This window comes from Nostoc sp. (genome assembly GCF_036917395.1).
GTDB lineage: Bacteria > Cyanobacteriota > Cyanobacteriia > Cyanobacteriales > Nostocaceae > Nostoc.
The window spans coordinates 36,589-56,351 of sequence record NZ_JBALDI010000081.1 but is presented as its reverse complement, the minus strand read 5'-3'; the positions used below and the strand labels follow the sequence as shown (position 1 = coordinate 56,351).

15 protein-coding genes are annotated in these 19,763 nt (G+C 43.0%); 4 read left to right on the top strand and 11 right to left on the bottom strand.

Going from position 1 to position 19,763, the window contains the following annotated elements:
* Positions 1-152 precede the first annotated feature (152 nt).
* The 6 genes from V7K46_RS28805 to V7K46_RS28780 all read right to left on the bottom strand — a co-directional run bounded on the left by V7K46_RS28805 (position 153) and on the right by V7K46_RS28780 (position 7,898).
* Entirely contained in the window at positions 153-1,160 is a 1,008-nt protein-coding gene (locus tag V7K46_RS28805; protein WP_335119345.1) for a YihY/virulence factor BrkB family protein, read from the bottom strand.
* A gap of 626 nt (positions 1,161-1,786) precedes the next feature.
* Positions 1,787-2,488, bottom strand: a complete 702-nt coding sequence (locus V7K46_RS28800) for a microbial rhodopsin family protein (protein WP_335119343.1) — start codon at positions 2,486-2,488, stop codon at positions 1,787-1,789.
* A gap of 477 nt (positions 2,489-2,965) precedes the next feature.
* Positions 2,966-4,495, bottom strand: coding sequence for a YifB family Mg chelatase-like AAA ATPase (locus V7K46_RS28795; RefSeq protein WP_335119341.1), 1,530 nt, complete (start codon positions 4,493-4,495; stop codon positions 2,966-2,968).
* Between the two features lie 151 nt (positions 4,496-4,646).
* A complete protein-coding gene (locus V7K46_RS28790) occupies positions 4,647-5,345 on the bottom strand; it encodes a DevA family ABC transporter ATP-binding protein (protein WP_335119340.1) in 699 nt (232 codons plus the stop codon).
* Positions 5,346-5,418: 73 nt separating this feature from the next.
* Positions 5,419-6,594 (bottom strand): ABC transporter permease DevC, encoded by a 1,176-nt coding sequence (gene devC, locus V7K46_RS28785; RefSeq protein ID WP_335119338.1) that lies wholly within the window; start codon positions 6,592-6,594, stop codon positions 5,419-5,421.
* On the bottom strand, positions 6,591-7,898 hold the full coding sequence (locus V7K46_RS28780; protein WP_335119336.1) for an ABC exporter membrane fusion protein: 1,308 nt from the start codon (positions 7,896-7,898) through the stop codon (positions 6,591-6,593). The genes devC and V7K46_RS28780 overlap by 4 nt, the downstream gene beginning before the upstream one ends.
* Before the next feature lie 375 nt (positions 7,899-8,273).
* Here V7K46_RS28780 and V7K46_RS28775 point away from each other — a divergent pair, with 375 nt between their 5' ends.
* Entirely contained in the window at positions 8,274-8,891 is a 618-nt protein-coding gene (locus V7K46_RS28775; protein ID WP_335119334.1) for a TetR/AcrR family transcriptional regulator, read from the top strand.
* Positions 8,892-9,259: 368 nt separating this feature from the next.
* Here V7K46_RS28775 and infC read toward each other — a convergent pair whose 3' ends face one another.
* Positions 9,260-9,775 carry a translation initiation factor IF-3 gene (gene infC / locus V7K46_RS28770; RefSeq protein WP_273763311.1) on the bottom strand — a complete coding sequence of 172 codons (516 nt, stop codon included), beginning with the start codon at positions 9,773-9,775 and terminating at the stop codon, positions 9,260-9,262.
* Positions 9,776-9,984: 209 nt separating this feature from the next.
* Here infC and V7K46_RS28765 point away from each other — a divergent pair, with 209 nt between their 5' ends.
* Entirely contained in the window at positions 9,985-11,328 is a 1,344-nt protein-coding gene (locus tag V7K46_RS28765; protein WP_335119333.1) for a DEAD/DEAH box helicase, read from the top strand.
* 308 nt (positions 11,329-11,636) lie between these two features.
* Here V7K46_RS28765 and dnaG read toward each other — a convergent pair whose 3' ends face one another.
* Positions 11,637-13,577: a DNA primase gene (gene dnaG / locus V7K46_RS28760; protein WP_335119331.1), complete on the bottom strand. Its 1,941-nt coding sequence runs from the start codon at positions 13,575-13,577 to the stop codon at positions 11,637-11,639.
* A gap of 141 nt (positions 13,578-13,718) precedes the next feature.
* Between dnaG and tftA the strand changes: the two genes are divergently transcribed.
* Entirely contained in the window at positions 13,719-15,071 is a 1,353-nt protein-coding gene (tftA, locus tag V7K46_RS28755; protein ID WP_335119329.1) for a hormogonium tapered terminus morphoprotein TftA, read from the top strand.
* Between the two features lie 149 nt (positions 15,072-15,220).
* On the opposite strand, the gene V7K46_RS28750 is transcribed toward tftA, so the two are convergent.
* On the bottom strand, positions 15,221-15,829 hold the full coding sequence (locus V7K46_RS28750) for a hypothetical protein (protein WP_335119327.1): 609 nt from the start codon (positions 15,827-15,829) through the stop codon (positions 15,221-15,223).
* A gap of 54 nt (positions 15,830-15,883) precedes the next feature.
* Positions 15,884-16,471 (bottom strand): Uma2 family endonuclease, encoded by a 588-nt coding sequence (locus V7K46_RS28745; RefSeq protein WP_335119325.1) that lies wholly within the window; start codon positions 16,469-16,471, stop codon positions 15,884-15,886.
* A gap of 91 nt (positions 16,472-16,562) precedes the next feature.
* On the opposite strand from V7K46_RS28745, the gene bchD reads away from it, so the two are divergent.
* Positions 16,563-18,590: a magnesium chelatase ATPase subunit D gene (bchD, locus tag V7K46_RS28740; protein ID WP_335119323.1), complete on the top strand. Its 2,028-nt coding sequence runs from the start codon at positions 16,563-16,565 to the stop codon at positions 18,588-18,590.
* Positions 18,591-18,650: 60 nt separating this feature from the next.
* Here the strand turns inward: bchD and V7K46_RS28735 are convergent, their stop codons facing one another.
* Positions 18,651-19,436 (bottom strand): RNA polymerase sigma factor SigF, encoded by a 786-nt coding sequence (locus V7K46_RS28735; RefSeq protein WP_335119321.1) that lies wholly within the window; start codon positions 19,434-19,436, stop codon positions 18,651-18,653.
* Positions 19,437-19,763: the final 327 nt, after the last annotated feature.

The following is a 19,763-nucleotide window of genomic DNA, read 5'->3' as shown; positions in this document are numbered from 1 at the left end:
CTTCCTTTCTCAATAGATTTCTGGAAAAAATCCAGTATCAGGTTATTTATCTGTGGTCTTATTTCATAAACCTGACTTTTATTAGAGGTTAAATCCTTCAATATCTATCAGACTTACAAATATAAAATCCCAGTATTCCGAGATTAAAATCGCTAATCTTTTCTTCTACTTTTTGAGCGTTTGGGCTTCTTAAAAGACTGGAATAAGCGATTAATCAAGTTAGAAGATGGCTTTTTATTAGTGGACGATCGCCCCGTTGGATTCGTGCCATTATCTTTGGTGTTATCAGATAGAGGTATGGCATCCTTTGTTGGGACTATACCGCTTCCGTACCTTCTGGCATAAACTTGGGTAAACTCTGCACCGAAGAAAAGAATCTGTGCGGCATAGTTAACCCAAGCTAAAAGCACTACCAGTGAACCGGCAGCACCGTAGGTTGAACCAAAACTACCATTACCTAGATATTGTCCTAATAAAAACCTACCGATAGAGAACAAAAATGAGGTAATAACAGATCCAATAAAAACATCATTCCAAGTAATTTTGACATCTGGCAGAACTTTGAAAATTAACCCAAATAGTGCTGTAGTGATCGAAAAAGATAAAACAAAGTTAACTATTCGCCAGAGGAAATCAACACCGGGTAGGATGTTGCCAAAGTATGTTACTACTGCTGCTAACCCCGTACTAATTACCAAAGAAACTAAAAGTAGAAAGCCAATCCCGATTACCATTGCAAAGGACAAAAAGCGTAGACGAATCATGTTATTTACGCCGCGTCCGGGTTTCGCTTTCACTTCCCAAATCGTGTTGAGGGAATCTTGCAACTCGGTAAATAAACCAGTAGCACCCACTAGTAAAACTACAACACTAATAATGGAAGCAATCACTCCTGTTTGTGGTTTATTAGCATTCTGAATGGCTGTTTGGATAAATTGTGCCCCATCTTTACCGACTAAACCTTGAATTTGTGCAACAATTTGACCCCTTGCTGCCTCTTCTCCAAATACTACCCCTGCAATCGCAATTACAATAATCAACAACGGGGCAATGGAAAAAATTGTGTAGTAAGCTAACGCTGCCGCTAACCGTGAAGCTTTATCCTCACTCCATTCTTTGAATGTCTCTTGTAATAACTTCCAAATCGCCTGTAAATTCATCCAATCAGTCTCCTTAAGGAATGTCGCTTACTTCCTGATATATTTGATACTGATTTCTTAAGTAATGACATCCACCCAAGGGAGTTTGTGCAGCGTCCTGGAGGAGGAATTTAGTAGAGTCGGTAATTTCCTTGACGGCAATATCTATAAATAATTTGCTTTTTGGTAGACAATAAGTAGTGCGATCGCTTTAGTATATAAAATGCAGTGAAACCGATCGCATAATTGCTTGATTGATTAGTCACTAGTCATTAGTAAGAGCGCTTTTGAAGTGCATACCCCGCCTCTTGTAGCGCGGAAAAACTTTCTTATATCAGACTAATTCAAACCACGTTCAAGAGTGAGCGTGGTATCTCAAGGACTAATACTTCTCTACCAGAGGCTGCGCCCTAAGCGTAGCTATGCCGCAGGCTTTACGGCTTCTCTACGAGACGCTCTTGCGTTCGCTCAGTACAAGTGACCAAGGACTAAGCGCAAAGTTCTGAGCAGAAGTTTTCTCTGCTCAGAACTTTGTAAAAATGACTAATGACCCCGCGCAACGGTTTGATTCCCCTAATATCGTTTCGCTAAAATTCGGGATTTCTTCATCGGTTAGCTATCTATTGCATCTAACTGAAAATTTATGCTTACTCATATAACGGTTCCGATTGAATAACCGATTCTCCTGCCTCTTCTAAATTACGTAGGGTGTTTAATGATAGAAAACCAAACCCGACTTTAGAGGCAATATCTAGTAGCGTATAACCCATTGTTTCCCCACCTTGACCAAGAGCGTTAAACCCTTCTGGACTAAGAATCCACACAATTGGATAGAGTGTCCACAGTACCAGATGCACAGTCACCAGCTTACGGAATGCTTGCTTGGATCTGGGATGTTTGCGTTCTGCCTCAATCCGGTAAGGCTTCACTAATAAGTAGAAAACCGCGACGTAAGCACCACAACTCACAATATACCAGATGTAGCTGATCGTCTTGGGTGTAACTGTTGCGAGGAAGCCAGTGGCAAGCATATAGGCGTTTGCTCCTAATAAGCTACCTGTAATCAGCAGGCTCGTTCTTCCCAAGAAAGTCAGATCCAACAACAATAGCGGCGTTGAGCAAAACCAAGTGACAAATCGCACCCAATAAGTTGGACGATCATTGATGATGTTAACTCCTTGACCGAGTGCCATTGCTAAGTACAGCCCACTGGCAATCAAACAAATGAAAAAATTAAGTGTATATAGTATTTTCCAGTGTTCATTTTTACCATTGTGTGCGCCTACTCCGGAAAAAACACAACCCAGTGCCATACTGATGACACCAATCCACAGCCAAGTTTGAACCATAAGTATTTTCCAGCTTTTTGATAACTATTAATTATAAATGGCGTTATCATAACTTTGACTAGTTAACTTTATTTGTTTTTACTCGCCTAAAAACTATTATTTATATTTATTATTATGCCAGTCTTAATAATAAAACCAATGCTTCTTAATGGAGATTTTAGATTAATAAAATATTTGTAAAAAGCTGATTTAAATACAATCATAAATTCAAGTTTAGTAGTTTGCACTTTAGTACACCACAAGTAGTCTTCTCTCTAGGGTAAGACTTATATAGAATATAAACTGAAAATTTGGTATTGCTGAATCTAGGTATGAAATTCAAAAATTCTATAGGACTCATAAAGGAGACGCTCTTGCTAGCTTGCTTTTCCGTAGGAGTACAAGTCGAAAAATCCGCTGTTAGCGTCTGGCTCAACTTTTCGCTACGTCTGGAGCGTGAGGCTAATTCATACTTTTATTCAGCAACGCCGAAAATTTTTACTGCATCCTATCTATCGTGCGATATTGAATCGCTTCCGCTACATGATTGGTTTTTAACTCATCGTCTCCCGCTAAATCTGCAATAGTCCGCCCTACTTTGAGAATGCGATCGCTTGCTCTTGCCGATAAACCTAATTTTCTAATTGCTACTTCTAATAAATGGCGACTAGCATCATCTAGCTTGCACCATTTCTGGAGATGACGACTTTGCATGTGGGCATTGCAACGCAGATTTGGTTCTTCTTGGAAGCGAGTAATGGCGCGATCGCTTGCTTGTTGAACCCGTTGTAGCACTGATATTGATCCTTCTCCCGTAAGTTGTTGGGTAATTTCTTCTGGTTTTAAGCGATTCACCGCAACTTGTAAATCAATTCGATCCATCAACGGGCCAGAAAGTTTTGCCCAATATTGCTCGCGTTGGCGGGGAGAACAAGTACATTGTTGGATGGTATCGCCATAGTAACCGCATGGACAGGGATTGGTACTCGCTACTAAAGTAAACTGCGCGGGAAACGTTACCGATAGTTTGGTGCGGGAAATTGTCACATAGCCATCTTCCAAAGGTTGACGCAGAAATTCCAAAACATCACGTTTAAATTCCGTAAGTTCATCAAGAAAAAGCACGCCCCTGTGAGATAATGAGATTTCCCCAGGACGAGGAAAGCTACCACCACCCACAAGAGAAGGCCCGGATGCTGAGTGGTGGGGGCTGCGAAAAGGGCGATCGCGTACCAACGAACCGCGATTTTTCAATAAACCAGCCACCGAATGGATGCGAGTCACTTCTAAAGATTCGGCAAAACTCAGGGGTGGCAAAATTCCTGGTAAGCGCCTTGCTAACATAGTTTTCCCACTACCAGGCGGCCCGACAAAGATTAAATTATGCCCACCAGCCGCAGCAATTTCTAAAGCACGACGCGCATGAGCTTGTCCTTTCACATCATGCAAATCTGCGCCAGGGTAAGATAATGTTGCTATCTCCGTTGTGCCATCTATCTGCACAGGTTTGTAACGCCCCGGATTATTTAAAAAATCCACCACATCAGACAGATGTTTGCAGCCGTAAACAGCCAAGTCTTGAACCACTGCGGCTTCTTGGGCATTATCAGCAGGGATAACTAAACCTGCAATTCCCATCTTTTGGGCAGCTGCTGCGATCGGTAAGACACCAGCCACCGGACGCAAACTGCCATCTAGAGAGACTTCGCCCAAGAATAGATAATCCCCTAACAAATCAGCGCTAACTTGCTCAGAAGCCGCCAAAATTCCCACACTAATAGGCAAATCGAAACAAGGGCCTTCTTTCCGTAAATCTGCCGGAGTTAAATTGATCACAATTTTTCGCATGGGAAAGGCGAAACCTGCATTCTTCAGCGTTGCTTTGACTCTTTCTCTTGATTCTTGAATCGCTGAATCTGGCAGTCCTAAGACAATAATTCCCGGTAATCCCCCTGACACATCGACTTCCACGCCTACTTTGACGGCATCGATGCCCACAATTGATGCACTCCAGACTCTGGCAAGCATTTATTATATAACAGTAAACCTTTCAAATCTCTAGCAGATGAGTTGCTAGATTGGCATTAGTGAAACTACAGAGACGATTTGCCGCTTAAAATAGTTAAATAGCACTTTCTGGCTATTTTCTTGTTAATAAAACATCTTGAAAAGAACCAGCCTAACTAACTGCAATAACAGCACCGTCATTTACTAACTTCCCATCTTCCATGTAGACGATGCGATCAGCAATATCTAGAATCCGATTGTCATGAGTAACCAAGAGAATAGTACAATCCTGTTCTTTAGCTAGTTTTTGCATCAAGTTGACTACATCTCGTCCCGATTTACTGTCAAGGGCGGCGGTGGGTTCATCCGCTAAGACAATTTTAGGACGACCAACTAAAGCACGAGCGATCGCAACTCTTTGTTTTTGTCCCCCAGATAAATCATCAGGATAATAATTCAAGCGCTCTCCTAATCCTACCTCCTCTAACATTTGGGCTGATCGGGTTTTCATTTCTGGTTGCGAAATATTTTTGTGCAATTCCAAGCCCATTCTGACGTTTTGCAACGCACTTAAGCTACCGTGCAGATTGTGCGCTTGGAAAATATAACCATTATTGCGTCGCGCCTGGGTGAGTCGTCTGGCGTTAGCGCCACAGAGTTCTTGTTCCAAAACTTGCAAACTACCAGATTGGGCAGAACGTAAGCCGCCGACTAAGGTGAGAAGTGTAGTTTTACCAGAACCAGAAGGCCCAGTCATAATAATAATTTCGCCGGCGTTAATATCTAGATTGATATCAAAGAGAACTTGCTTACGAAGTTGACCATGACCGAAGTAGTGGTCAAGATTTTTGACAGAGATAACAGGAAGCATACCAATTTTAGATTTTAAATTTTAGATTTTAGATTTGGAATTGTTAATTATTTCTACGTCCCATGCCCATTTTTTAAAACATATCTGCGGGGTCAGCGGACTGTAATTTACGAGTGGCGATCGCACCGGAAATTAAACACATAATCATAGTCAGCACTAACACTGTCAAGGCTCGTGCTAAGGTCATATATACAGGTAAATTCGTAGCATTACGAGTCATATGGTAGAGTCCTAAAGGCACAATTGCTCCTGGGATAAAGCCCAGTACTGCCAGAATTACTGCCTCTTCAAACACCACACTTAGTAGGTAAAGATTGTTATAACCCATTGCTTTGAAGGTGGCATATTCCTTCATATGGGCATTCACATCCGTAGAAAGAACTTGATAGACGATAATTACCCCTACCAAAAACCCCATTGTTACACCTAGACTGAAAATAAACCCGATGGCGGTGTTTTTCTGCCAATAGTCTCTCTCAAAGGCGATAAATTCATCGTGGGTAAAAACTTTGACATCCTTACCCAGGTAAGATTTCAAGGTGTTTGCCACTTGCTTTGGGTCATACCCTGGTTGTAGCTGAATCAAACCTAAACTTACACTGCTTGCCTGTTGTCTGGGAAATAATCGCAAAAAGTTCTGATCGCTGGTAATCAAGCTACCATCTGCGATAAAAGAAGCTCCAACCTTAAATAAGCCATTAATAGTAATTGTGCGTCGTTCTATTTCGGTTGTAACGGGTTTACCCTGTTCAATTTGGGCGATTACCTTTGTATAGTCTCCTCTAGAAGCACTGTCAAACAAGACGCTATCTGGTAACTTAATCACGCCCAAGTTACGGTTAACTTCTGGTAAGTCAAAAAGTTGCTTGTCAGGATTGAACCCTATAACTAGTACCGCTGTTTCCTGGTGCGTTTGGGGATTTTTCCAATCGATAAAGTTGAGATACATTGCTTCGGTTGACTTGACTCCCGGCATATCCATTGCCTGGTACAGTCGCCGCCGAGGAAATGTAGACATATTTGCCAGGTTACGAGCTTGGGGACTAACTAACATGATGTCTCCTTGCATACTGGCATGTAGCCTGGTGTTACTGTCAAATAGGGCATTCTGAAACCCTAGCTGCATGAACATGAGAACATCGGCAAAGGCAATGCCTGACAATGCCACCAAAAAACGCCCTTTTTCATGACTCAATTGCAGCCATCCTAAAGGCGTCCGCCGTCGCAGTTGCTGGATAAATCCAATCACAGTTCAATCACCGCCTTGACTTGCAGATTAGTTAAGCTAGTAGCTTCTAGACTTGATAACCGATTCATCTGCACATGCACTTCCACTACTCTGGCATCAATATTGCTAGAAGGGTCGGCATTGATGACATTCTGCCGTTTTATCTGCATACCAATCCAATCTACCCTTCCGAATAATTCATTAGGTAGGGAATCGCTACTAATGCGTACTCGTTGCCCCGGACGTACTTTCTTGATATCAGTTTGGTAAACTTCTGCTACCGTATACATTTGATCGGTTTGACCTAAATCCACAATTCCTTCATTACCAACAGTTTCTCCCGATCGCGTATTAATCTCCAAAATTCGACCAGGTTTAGGAGCCAGAACGTATGCCTGCGCGAGTTCTGCTTGAATTTTATCGGCGGTGGCTTGAGCGCTGTCTATTTCTGCTTGTGCGGTTGCTACATCTGTTGGACGCACTTCAGCAGTTTGGTTCAGCGTGGCTTTTGCCTCATTAATTTGCTGTTGCAGGGTGGCTAAAGTTTTGTTCTGGTTGGCTTTTGCCTCATTAATTTGCTGTTCTAGAGTGGCGATAGTTGTTCTCTGGGTAGCTTGGCTTTCCAGCAACTGCTGAGTGGAAGTTTCTGCACTCAAGCGTCTCCTGTCAACTTCCTGACTGGAAATTGCTCCTTGTTGGTATAAAGTCTCGTAACGTTGGGCGTCAGCTTGGGCATTACCTTTCTCGGCTGTAAAGCGAGCCACTGTTGCTTTTAACTGCTGTTTTTGACCTTCTAGTTCCGCTTCTAGGCGATTAATTGTGGCTTGCTGAGTTTTGATATCTCCCTCTAGTTCAGCTTGTATACGGCTCACAGAGGCTTGCCGCGCCCCAATTTCTCCCTGTTTTGCTCCCGCTTTTATTTGGGCAAGACGGAATTTGGCTACTTGGACTTGTTTTTGTGCTTCACGCAAACTTGCTTGTAAGCGATCGCGACTGTCCATAACCGCAATTACCTGCCCAAATCTCACCCTATCCCCTTCTTTAACCAACAGTTGTTCAACACGATTCCCTTCATTCGAGGTAGGTGCAGAAAGTTTTATTACCTCTCCTTTCGGTTCCAACCGCCCCAACGCCGTTACTGTTTTTACCACTAACTTGGGTGATACTGATGTCTCTTGCGGCTTCTTAGCTGTATTCTGAAACTTTTGTATCGTATAAACACTTAGCATTCCTAGCAAAAAAGATGTCAGCATTGCTAACAAAACAGGCAATCTGAAGATATTTTGGGAAGACCGCGATTCATTTAGCTTTAAGTTTCGCTCCATAGCACTCATCTTAACTAGTGGACAATAAAACTAAACCGTATAGTTTTACTATACTAAACTAAATGGAGTAGTTTAGTCAATATCGCGTAGCTAAAGTTGTTATTAATTTGTCCTACATACCAAATCTAGATAAACATGCATATAATTAGCCTGCAAAGGCAGGCTTGCTAAGTTTAGTCCAAAGCTTCTAGGCTATGGGCATAATATGTAGGCTCATAGAGAATTGGAAAAAGCTAATGAAAGGATGAAGCCTAAGGAAAGAAAAATTTATTTTAGAGCAATTCTCTTATTGAGATTGATTGCAAAGGCGAGAGGATTTTGAATTTTAATTTGAATTATTTTTAAGATGGTTCCACAGCACAGGATGATTAAAAAATGACTCACATAAAAATTAACGAAGTTGAGCGGGAGGGTTCAAGCGATAAAGTCGAAAAAATTTTACAAGGGGCGATGCAAGAGTTTTTGGCACATGGCTATGCTGGTGCAAGCATGGATCGGGTAGCGGTAGGAGCAGGCGTTTCTAAAGCGACAGTTTACAGCCACTTTCACGATAAAGAAGGACTTTTTAAAGTATTAATGGAGCAACTAGCGCGAAAGCGGTTTGAGTCAGTTTTTGGCACACAACCTCTTGAGGGAGAACCTCATGTCGTCCTGCGGGAGTTGTTAACAAAAGCCTTGACACAGATGCTCAATGACAAAGAATTTCAGGGATTTCAGCGAGTGTTGATTGGGGAGTCTGCTCGTTTTCCGGAGTTATCTCAGGTTTTCCTCAGTTGTATCGCTAAACCTGGGAGCGAAATTATCAGTCAATACCTGGCTTCTCGCCAGGAACTCAATATTCCTGATCCAGAGGCAATGGTATGGATTTTGATGGGGTCAATAGTGCATTTAGTGATTGCTCAGGAGATTATGCATGGCAAAGATATTATTCCGATGGAAAGCGATCGCTTGATTGATGCCTTGACACACTTAATCACTAAATGCGCCGATTGAATTAGCTATCCCCCGGCGCTTATTCGGTCGGAAGGTCAAATTCAGCTTGAGTAACAGTTGACTGTTTTGTTCATAAAAGCTACAGTATTGCCTCCGGTTTTTTTCGTTCCTTACCGTTGAGCCTAGAATCCCACGGCTTTACGTGAAAACCAGCTAACACCGTGTTTTCATAGCCGTGGGAGTGTTAATTAGAGGCAGGGGGCAGGGAAGAAAGAAGACTGCCCACAAGGGGACGGGGCAGAACAACGCTCAAATATCAGAAGATTCCGCCCCTAATGGTGGCGGCTCGTACCGAAAATCCTTTTTCTCCCTTGCCTCTTGTTGTCAAAGGCTGCTACAAATACATCCTCCAGTCATAGCAAGATTAACTAGGCAGGAATCACTTGAACAATTAGTGAGCGTTTATCCAGCGACTGGATTTTACCTACTTGACTGAGATCATTTGCAATTCTGTCTAGCAGTTCTCCAGCTTGGTCACGATATTGATGTTCTCGGCCTCGTAAACGAATGGCAAACTTCACTGAATCGCCTTTACTCAACCACTCAACTGCTTTCTGAATGCGTAAATTGTAATCAGCCACACCCACGTTTAGACCGAACCGAACTTCCTTTACCGTGGGTCTAGCACTCTGGCTTTGACGTTTTTTCTTTTGATATTGAAGCTTGCCATAGTTAAGAATCTTGGCGATTGGAGCCTCTTTGCCTTGAGAGACTACAACCAAGTCAAGCTCTAAGCTCTCGGCTAACTGTAGCGCCTCATTGGTGTCGATCAGACCACGATTGTTATTCTCATGGTCAATCAAGAAGACATGAGGTGACTTGATTTGCGAATTAATCAGTTGCTTTTGGATTGCGATAATGAATTTCTCCCAATTGTTTAACACATTATTTTGCAAGTAATGCTAATTTAACACACCACTGAATTAGAGCAACTTTAAGGACACAATGGACTGTAATCTGTTAGAATGCACAGCTGCGGCACTCGCTCTCAGTCTTTGCGCTACTGCCCATCCAGCCTTTCAATGATTTTTAATCCGTCCGCCTAAGACTGACGCCGCCATTGGCGACAGGCCGATGTTATTTTTGGAGTTTTATGTCTTTTTCTACTCTCGGCTTGTCCAATGAAATTATCCGTGCCGTTACTGAACGAGGGTACACCGAACCCACGCCAATTCAGATCCAGGCGATTCCTGCCGTCTTGTCGGGTAGCGATTTGCTAGCTGGGGCACAAACTGGCACTGGAAAGACCGCTAGTTTTACCCTACCGCTCCTGCATCGGTTGTCGTCTGACAAGAGCATCAAAGGTACATCTAATGGCTATCGGCCGATCCGGGCGCTGATTCTTACCCCAACTCGTGAACTCGCCGCACAGGTGGAAGAAAGCGTGCGCGAGTACGGCAAGTATTTGCAGCTAAACTCCATGGTGATGTTCGGCGGAGTCAGTATTAATCTGCAAAAACAGCGTTTGAAGAACCGAGTGGATATTCTAGTCGCTACTCCAGGGCGACTGCTAGACCATGTACAGCAGGGCACGCTGAACCTGTCGCAGATTGAGGTTTTGGTGCTAGATGAAGCAGATCGGATGCTGGATATGGGCTTTATTCATGATATCCGCCGTATCCTCTCACTCCTGCCCAAACAACGACAAAATTTGCTATTCTTCGCTACTTTCTCCGACAAAATCAAGACACTGGCCGCCGGACTCCTCAATCAGCCAACGATGATTGAGGTCGCACGCCGCAACGTTACTGCCGACACGATCGCCCAGAAAGTTTACCAGGTAGACCGTGACAAGAAACGCCAATTACTTGCTCACCTGATTCGGCGAGATAATTGGTATCAAGTGTTAGTCTTCACTCGCACTAAGTATGGCGCTGACCGTTTAGTTAAGCAGCTAGCTGAAGACCGCATTCAAGCCCTGGCAATCCACGGTAACAAGAGCCAGCCGGTGCGTACCAATGCTCTGGCAAAGTTCAAGAATGGCAGCTTACAGGTATTGGTGGCGACGGACATTGCTGCTAGGGGTCTTGATATCAGCGAACTGCCCCATGTAGTCAACTTCGATCTGCCCAATGTACCGGAAGATTATGTTCATCGCATTGGGCGCACTGGTCGCGCTGGCGCGTCAGGTGAAGCCGTATCACTGGTGTGTGTCGATGAATACCCTCTATTGGCAGATATTGAAAAACTGATCGAGCAGCGCTTACCGAAGGAAGTGGTCGCTGGCTTTGGCCCCAACCCTGATACCAAGCCTGAACCAATCCCAAATGGACGCCAACACAGACCGAAACCCCAAGGTGATAAGCGTCCGGCCCGTACTGCTAAACCGTCACCACAGACATCGGTTAAACGTAAGGTAGCACCACCTGCCACGAATGGCGATAAGTCTGGTACTCGTTCGTCTGTATCGCGCCGTTCTGCTAAACGCGATCGCTAATTTTCGTTAGCTGTTCAACTGGAAAATCTAGCTTCCATTCCTCTCTCCTCTTAGGAGAGAGGCTTTGAATTTTCCCTCCATTGCCTTGTAGGGAAGGGAACTAGGGGGTTAGGTTTCGCTTTGTTCTTTTCCACATAACGTGAAAAGTCATTTCTAATGCAATACGCTTGGGTTAAGGTTAAAATCCTTTGTAAAAGTCAATTTTTTAATTTAACCACAGAGGCGCAGAGAACACAGAGGGAAGAAAAAATGCTTAACTCAACTGGATTGATTTCTAATCAAGAATTAGGTTGGGCGTGAGTGCGAGGCTATAACAACTCTGTGATGGAAAATAAGCGTTGTCGGTCTATTTTCTGAAGCTTGATTTTTTCAGCGTAGAAAGCCTGATAATAAGATTGATACCGCTCTGGTTCAGCTTCTGGATCGGTTTGTTGCCATAGTTCCAAAAAGTGGCGATAGCGTTTTTCAAGCATCACCAGATCCATGCAAGCGATCGCAGCTTGAACCACTTGCGGAGTCCGAAGTATTTCTTTCTGGTTTTTTTCATTTACATGAAATAAATGGGAAATTAACCCCATCTCGCTGCCAAATTCTAAGAACTGGTTTTGCAGGCGGGAAATTAAATCTGGTGGAAACGAAAAATTTTTCGTCTCTCCATCACCAGATGAAATTTCTAAAATCTGTTGCCATAAAAATCGGTGGTGGGAAAGACTAAATTGCAAATCTCGCTCCTCTAGTTCGTCACTAATCGCTTGACGCTGTTCAGGACAATGCAAGTAAATCCGCAGTAATAAGGCTTCTGCGTGTTCTAAAAGGCTGCGTTCAGTAGGGAGTGGGGAATGGGATTTGCTACCTCCCCATGCCTTCTTCGCTGACACGGGCTTAGTGTATGTAGCCGCAGGGGGAGCAATTTGAGTTAACAGATTTTCGACTCGTAGAGGTATAAATCTGGTTTCTCCCAAGCTAAGTATTTCTGCACAGTAGGAAACGTAATGGTTGCGTGTATCGCTATTAACTATATTTTTAAGTAATTTGACTAATTGCTGAGTTACTTGCTGAAAATCAGTAGCCTGTCTCAAGTCCCGATCTTGAATAATTTGCTGAATCTGCCAGTCTAGCCAAAGTGGCGCATTTTTTAGCAATTCTCCATAATCTTCTGATGTGTGGCTATGCAAGTATTCATCAGCATCTTTGCCATCGGGTAGATTGAGAATCTTTAGCTGAACTTCACCTTTGTATGCTAGTTCGGCAATTTCACCGATCGCCCGTTCGGCGGCATTAGTTCCGGCTTTATCAGCATCAAAGTTGAGTACTAATTGTTTTGATTCGGTGTAGCGTAATACTAACCGCACTTGTTCTAAGCTTAAGGCAGTACCGAGAGAGGCGACGGCGTTATTAATACCAGCGGCGTGGAGAGCGATCGCATCAAAATATCCCTCTACCACCACGGCTTGATTCTGTTGGGAAATCCCAGCTTTGGCTTTATCGAGGGCAAATAATGTTTTACTTTTACTAAAAAGTTCGGTTTCTGGTGAATTCAGATATTTAGGTTGGTCATCCGTAAGGGTTCTAGCACCAAAGGCAATGACGCGCCCTTGGACATCACGGATGGGAATCATTAGGCGATCGCGAAATACATCATAATAACCGCCCCCTTCCTTGCGTGGCTTAATCAAGCCCGCTTTTTCCAGTATCTGCGCGGGCAAACGTTTATCTTCCACTAGATAGCGATAGAGAGTTTCCCAACCTGCGGGAGCATAACCTAAACCAAATTGCTGTATTGTTTCTTCTTTAAGTTGACGGTTAGATTGCAAATATTGAATTGCCTTTTGCCCTTGTGATTGTCTAAGGGCGTGTTGATAAAATTGTGCAGACGTTGCCAGAACTTCATACAACTGCTCACGCAAAGAAAGCTGACGCTGTAATTCTTGGCGTTGTTCGGGTTCTAGGGTTTGCACAGGTACTTGGTAACGCCGTGCTAAATCCAGCACCACGTCAGCAAAAGAACGCTTTCCCAACTCCATGACAAACTTAATTGCATTTCCCCCAGCTTGACAGCCGAAGCAATAGTACATTTGCTTGGTCTGGCTGACGGTGAAACTAGGAGATTTCTCATCATGGAAGGGGCACAAACCGACAAAATCCTTTCCACGTTTACGTAAAACTACGTATTCAGAGACGACATCGACAATATCAGCCCGTAGTTTAACTTCCTCAATTGTGTCTGGGTGCAAGCGGGGAATTTGCATTCTAGCCTATTTATGAAGTCATGGGTTGGTAATTAACACTGCGGTACATTTCCCAACTGATAGCTATTATATTCTTGTTGCTAGACCAAAAATAATGTATAGAATTGTTTACACTTAATTGGATCAGAGGAAATACTGAAAATGGGACGTATTTTTATATCAGCGGCTCATGGAGGCAAAGAAGCTAGAGGAATCGATCCAGGTGCGATCGCAGGTGGTACAACTGAAGCTAAAGAAATGATTCTGCTCCGGGATTTGATTGTCACGGAACTAAGAGCGCGGAATTTGGAAATTTTAGCAGTCCCCGATGACTTGAGTGCCGCTCAAACTATCACCTGGATCAATTCCCGTGGCCGCCGGGGTGATATCGCCCTAGAAATTGAATCTGATGCGGCTAACAGCCCTTCTGTGCGTGGGGCTAGTGTCTTCTACATTGCTAATAATAGCGATCGTAGAAGCAATGCTGAACAGTTGCTAGTGGGGTTATTGCGCCGTGTACCCCAATTACCGAATCGGGGAGTCAAGCCAGATACAGATAGTGGATTGGGTCGTTTAACATTCTGTCGCCAGACAACGCTTCCAGCTTTGGTGATGCAAGTGGGGTTTCTCAGCAATCCAGAGGATCGGGCTTTGTTGCAAACTCGCCGCCGCGATTTTGCTTTGGGAATTGCCGATGGACTAGTAACTTGGAGTCGTGTGATTGACCCCACTCCTGGAATTCCGGCGGAACCAAATTATCCAGCAATTAATATAAATATTAATGGGCAAAATTACTCAGAGCAAGGAGTTTTAGTTAATGGTAATGCTTACATTCCCATTGATTTAGTAGACCTTCTGCGGATTGACCTTTCAAAAGCAGCTAATGTCAATCGGATTACCTATCACAAAGTAGTTTATGTCAAAGCGGTCGAACTGCGAGATTTTAATGTTGCAGTCACTTGGGATGCTGCAACTCGTACTGTCAGCTTGCGCTCAAATTTGGTGGTTTGCCCTGGTCAATTTTCACGGGTGATGTCGAATGGTAATACTTCAGAAGTCCAGTTACAATTATTTCTGAGAAACAATAATGAAAATGCTTTAGTAAAGTTTCCTGACATCCCAAAACTTTATCGGGAAGAAGCAAGTATAGAGGGAGTCAATTATGATATTGCCTTTTGCCAAATGTGTGTAGAAACTGGATTTTTACGGTTTGGTGGTGATATTAAACCTGAGCAAAATAACTTTGCCGGCTTAGGTGCGATCGGTGGTGGTTCGGAGGCTGCATCTTTTGCAAGTGCCAGAATTGGGGTGAGGGCACACATCCAACATTTAAAAGCTTACGCTAGTTTAGAACCTTTGGTACAAGAAGTCGTAGATCCACGGTTTCGCTTTGTCACACGCGGGATTGCGCCATTAATTGATCAGCTAGCAGGGCGGTGGTCAGCAGATTTAGATTATGGTACAAAAATTTCAGCAATGCTCAAACGATTATATGAATCAGCAGGACTTCTTTGAGTATTGAGTAACTTGTTATAACAATTTTTAGGGTGTTAGCTTTCACCTTTAGTTTAGCAAATTATAGGGATGCAGCACAGATTCTTCATACAATTTACCAAAGTTTAAGTAAGTCAGTGAGAAAAATTCTAATATAGTTAACCAATAATTTATGGCTTACTTTGCGCGATCGCACTATACAAAATACCTAAAATTTTCTTAATATCCTTAATATAATATTCACTCAAATCAATCGAAACTACATTACCTTCAAGTTTGAGAAATTGCCAGATAGTACCGATAGTAACAGCACCATATATAGCTTTTATTTGATTTCCAACTCTCTCATTAAAAAACTGGGCAGCTACCATTTCGGCAATACATTGCGCTAAACCAGACCTTAAATTCTCATTTTTACTTTCTACTAGGACAATCACCGGACTCCGGACAAGCAACTGTTCCGAAGAAAGACTCAAAATAAAATCACAAAAACCATTTAGTCCCCGTTGGCTATCAACAGTAAAATCAACTCCAGAAAACAAACTTATTTCATAATTAAATTTACGTCTAATTTCTAATAAAATTGGACTAATTATCATTTCACTCCGAGCTTTTTCTGTACTTATCGCTACCGCTAAATCAACATTTTCCTTAAGAAGGATAGATAATAAATCACTACATTCTTGCTCCTGTACACTTGCAAATAATCCAGATGACTCGTGGATAACTAAACCAAAAGAATCAATAATTTCAATAAGTTTAAAATCACTATAAGCCATCAAACTTACTCCTTTGTCTTATGACGGAATTTTATCTCATTCATATAACAAAGTTTAGAAATTCAGCTTTGGCGGAAACACCTTACCTAAATCAAGAGACAAATCAGGAAAACAAGGAAAATTTATCACCTGAGTGGACAAGACAATTCGCTTATTTGAATAACCATATCTGCCTTGATTATCCTGATATGGTTCACTGTAAACTTCCAAATAATTATCGAATAAATTGAATATCCAATAATCAGTAATACCCGCTTTAGCATAGAGAGGTATTTTCACATCTTGGTCATAAGCTAAAGAAGAATCTGAAACCTCCATTACCAAAAATACATCAGCCGATTTTGGATGAGATGAGAGATAATTATCATATCGGTTTTGAACAATCGCAAAATCAGGTTCAGGTTCGCTATTAGGTGGCAAAGCAATCGGAGCTTGAGATTGCAAAGTTGCCCTATCACCTACAAGTTTTGGAAGTTCCCGCAACAAATTTCGCAAACAAGTTTCATGGGCTGTACCTTTGGCTACCATTTGAATAATTTCTCCATTAATTAATTCAATTCGCTCATCCTCATGGAAAAAGCCCAATTCTCCAAGCCTGTGGTATTCATTCAGTGTGAAGCGTTTAGCTTGAGCAATACTCATAACCTTACCTTTGTCTCATTGCCATAATACTTATTCTAAATGTGCCAGAAATTGGTATGCTAAAGGCCGAGACTCGCTATGAAAGCAAACAATGCCTGCGCCTACTATCAATCCCACGATCACTGCCTTTCCTTTGAGTGCCGTAGTCGGTCAAGAAGCAATTAAATTAGCCTTGTTGTTAGCAGCCGTTGATCCTGGTTTAGGGGGAGTAGCGATCGCAGGTCGTCGCGGTACGGCAAAATCTGTGATGGCTCGTGCTATCCACGCTCTACTACCGCCCATTGAAGTTGTCAAAGGTTCAATCAGCAACTGTGACCCCAATCACCCAGAAGAATGGGATGATCAACTATTGGCGGAGTCCGCAGGCAAAGACATTCAAAATGTTCCCGTCGAAATCATCCCAGCGCCTTTTTTGCAAATTCCTCTAGGTATCACAGAAGACCGATTATTAGGTTCAGTGGATGTTGAAAAGTCGGTAAAACAAGGTGATACTATTTTTCAGCCTGGGTTACTCGCTACAGCAAACCGAGGTGTTTTGTACGTAGATGAAATTAATTTATTAGATGACCAAATATCAAATCAGCTTCTAACAGTATTATCTGAGGGACGTAACCAGATTGAACGGGAAGGAATTAGTTTTCAGCATCCGTGTAAATCTTTGTTTATTGCCACCTACAACCCAGAAGAAGGCGGATTACGGGAGCATTTGCTAGATAGAATTGCGATCGCCCTCTCAGCTGATGGTGTACTTGGCTTAGATCAAAGAGTAGCAGCAGTTGAAGTTGCGATCGCCTATTCTAAATCTCCCCAAGACTTTCTTCAACAGTACAACGAAGATTTAGACTCCCTCAAAACCCAAATCATCTTGGCACGGGAATGGTTGAAAGAAGTAACGATCACTCATGAACAAATTGCCTACTTAGTGGATGAGTCTATTCGCGGAGGAGTTCAGGGACATCGCGCCGAGTTATTCGCCACGCGGGTTGCCAAAGCTGCTGCGGCTTTGGAGGGACGGACAACAGTTAATGCCGAAGATTTGCGCCGTGCTGTAGAACTGGTGATTGTACCACGAGCCACAATTGTGCAGACACCGCCACCCGAACAACCACCACCACCTCCACCCCCACCACAAAATCAAGAAGAACCCCCAGACGAATCAGAAGAGGAAGAAGAGGAACAAGAAGAACAGGAAGAAAATCAAGAGCAAGAACCCCCTAGCATCCCGGAAGAATTCATTTTTGATCCGGAAGGGGTAATCCTTGATGAGAGCGTGCTGTATTTTACTCAGATGGCGAAGCGGCAAGGTAAATCTGGTAGTCGCAGTGTCATATTTTCCGATGACAGGGGACGCTATATTAAGCCAATGTTGCCCAAGGGGAAAGCGCGACGCATTGCAGTAGATGCCACCCTGAGAGCTGCGGCTCCTTATCAAAAAGCCCGAAGAGAAAGACACCCAGACAGAAAAGTTATTGTCGAACAGGCTGATATTCGCTCGAAACGCCTGGTACGCAAAGCAGGGGCGTTAGTAGTGTTTGTGGTAGATGCTTCTGGCTCAATGGCCCTGAACCGAATGCAATCGGCCAAAGGTGCGGTGATGCAACTGTTAACAGAAGCTTATCAAAACCGCGACCAAATAGCATTGATTCCCTTCCGGGGAGAACAGGCGGAGGTGTTATTACCTCCAACACGTTCCATTGCTTTGGCGCGTAACCGCTTAGAAAGGTTGCCCTGTGGTGGGGGTTCACCTTTAGCGCATGGTTTAACCCAAGCTGTGCGCGTCGGCTTAAATGCCCAGATGAGTGGAGATATTGGGCAAGTTGTGCTTGTAGCAATCACCGATGGGCGGGGTAATATTCCCTTAGCGCGTTCTTTAGGTGAACAACTAGAACCAGGAGGAAAGCCGGATATCAAAGGGGAATTATTAGAAATTGCTGCCAGAATCCGTGCTTTGGGGATGCAACTATTAGTAATTGATACGGAAAGTAAATTTGTGTCCACTGGCTTTGCCAAGGAATTATCGCAAACAGCAGGTGGTAAATATTATCATTTGCCGAAAGCGACAGATCAAGCTATTGCTGCTATGACTAAAGGTGCGATCGCTGATTTAAAATCTCGATAATTAGTTATTAGTCATTTGTCAGCTGCTTTTCTACTAACCACTGGCCATTGTCTAATAACATCAAGATCCAGTCGGCATTACCTGTGGTTGCAAATAGTAAATCAAATCCTGAATTCCCTTTTGCAAATACCGCGTTACCGTCATCGGACTGGTGCCAATATTCTTAGCAGCATCCTTGCGAGAAAGTTCCTTCAAAAATACCATTTCGACTGCCATGCGGGGCTTTTCTTCTAACATATTTATTGCACCTTGGAGTTGTTGCCGTTCTTCTTCTTCTTGCAGGAAAACATGAGAACGAGGACAAGGAAGTGCCTCACCCAAGGTTATTTGGCAATCAATATAGTTAACTGCGGTCGCATCTAAACTTAAAGGCATACGGTTTTGAGCAGCTAACTTGGTTTCTTGCCATTCTTGCAGAGATACGCGAAGTTGGCTGGCAATTTCAGCATCCTTAGGCGCACGACCCAAAGACATTGACAAGTCCTTACGAATCTTTTGCCCTTCATTGTACAGTTCTTGCCAACGACGGGGAATTTTTAATAGAGTACTGCGATCGCGCAAAAAGTGCAGCATCTCACCGCGAATATATGGCACAGCAAAGGAACTAAAAGCATATCCTTGGCTAGGGTCGAAGCGCTCAATTGCCCTAATCAAACCAAAATAACCGATTTGTTCTAAATCTTCATAAGGTTCATTACATTGATGGCTGAATTTATGAGCCATCTTCCGTACTAAGCCAGTATGTAACTGTACAAGTTTATTACGAAGTTTAATAGAAGGATTCTGGTGGTACAAGTGTAATAATTCTATACCATCAGTTCGTAAAGAGGACTCACTTGTTGCCATATACATTCCTTTGTTATGACTCCTATTCTTCAGAAAAGGGAGCTGCGTATATTTTCTTTTAAGCTGTCATTATTTTCCTTAGTTAGGGCTGAATAAGCTATCGTCGTTTCACTGAACTTGTGAGTGGGCGCACTCTATAATTCAGTATTTTTACGCATGATTTTGCTTACCTATTTGTTGCAGGTTATGTTTGTGTTTTAGATAAAAATTTCAACCTTGGATGATCTTTTTTGTTTAGTTGTTTCCTACCTTGCGTAACCCCTTCCTGGTTTATCGCCCTAAATCTTGGTAAGAATAGGAATAAGCAGAACGTTTTCCTAAAAAACA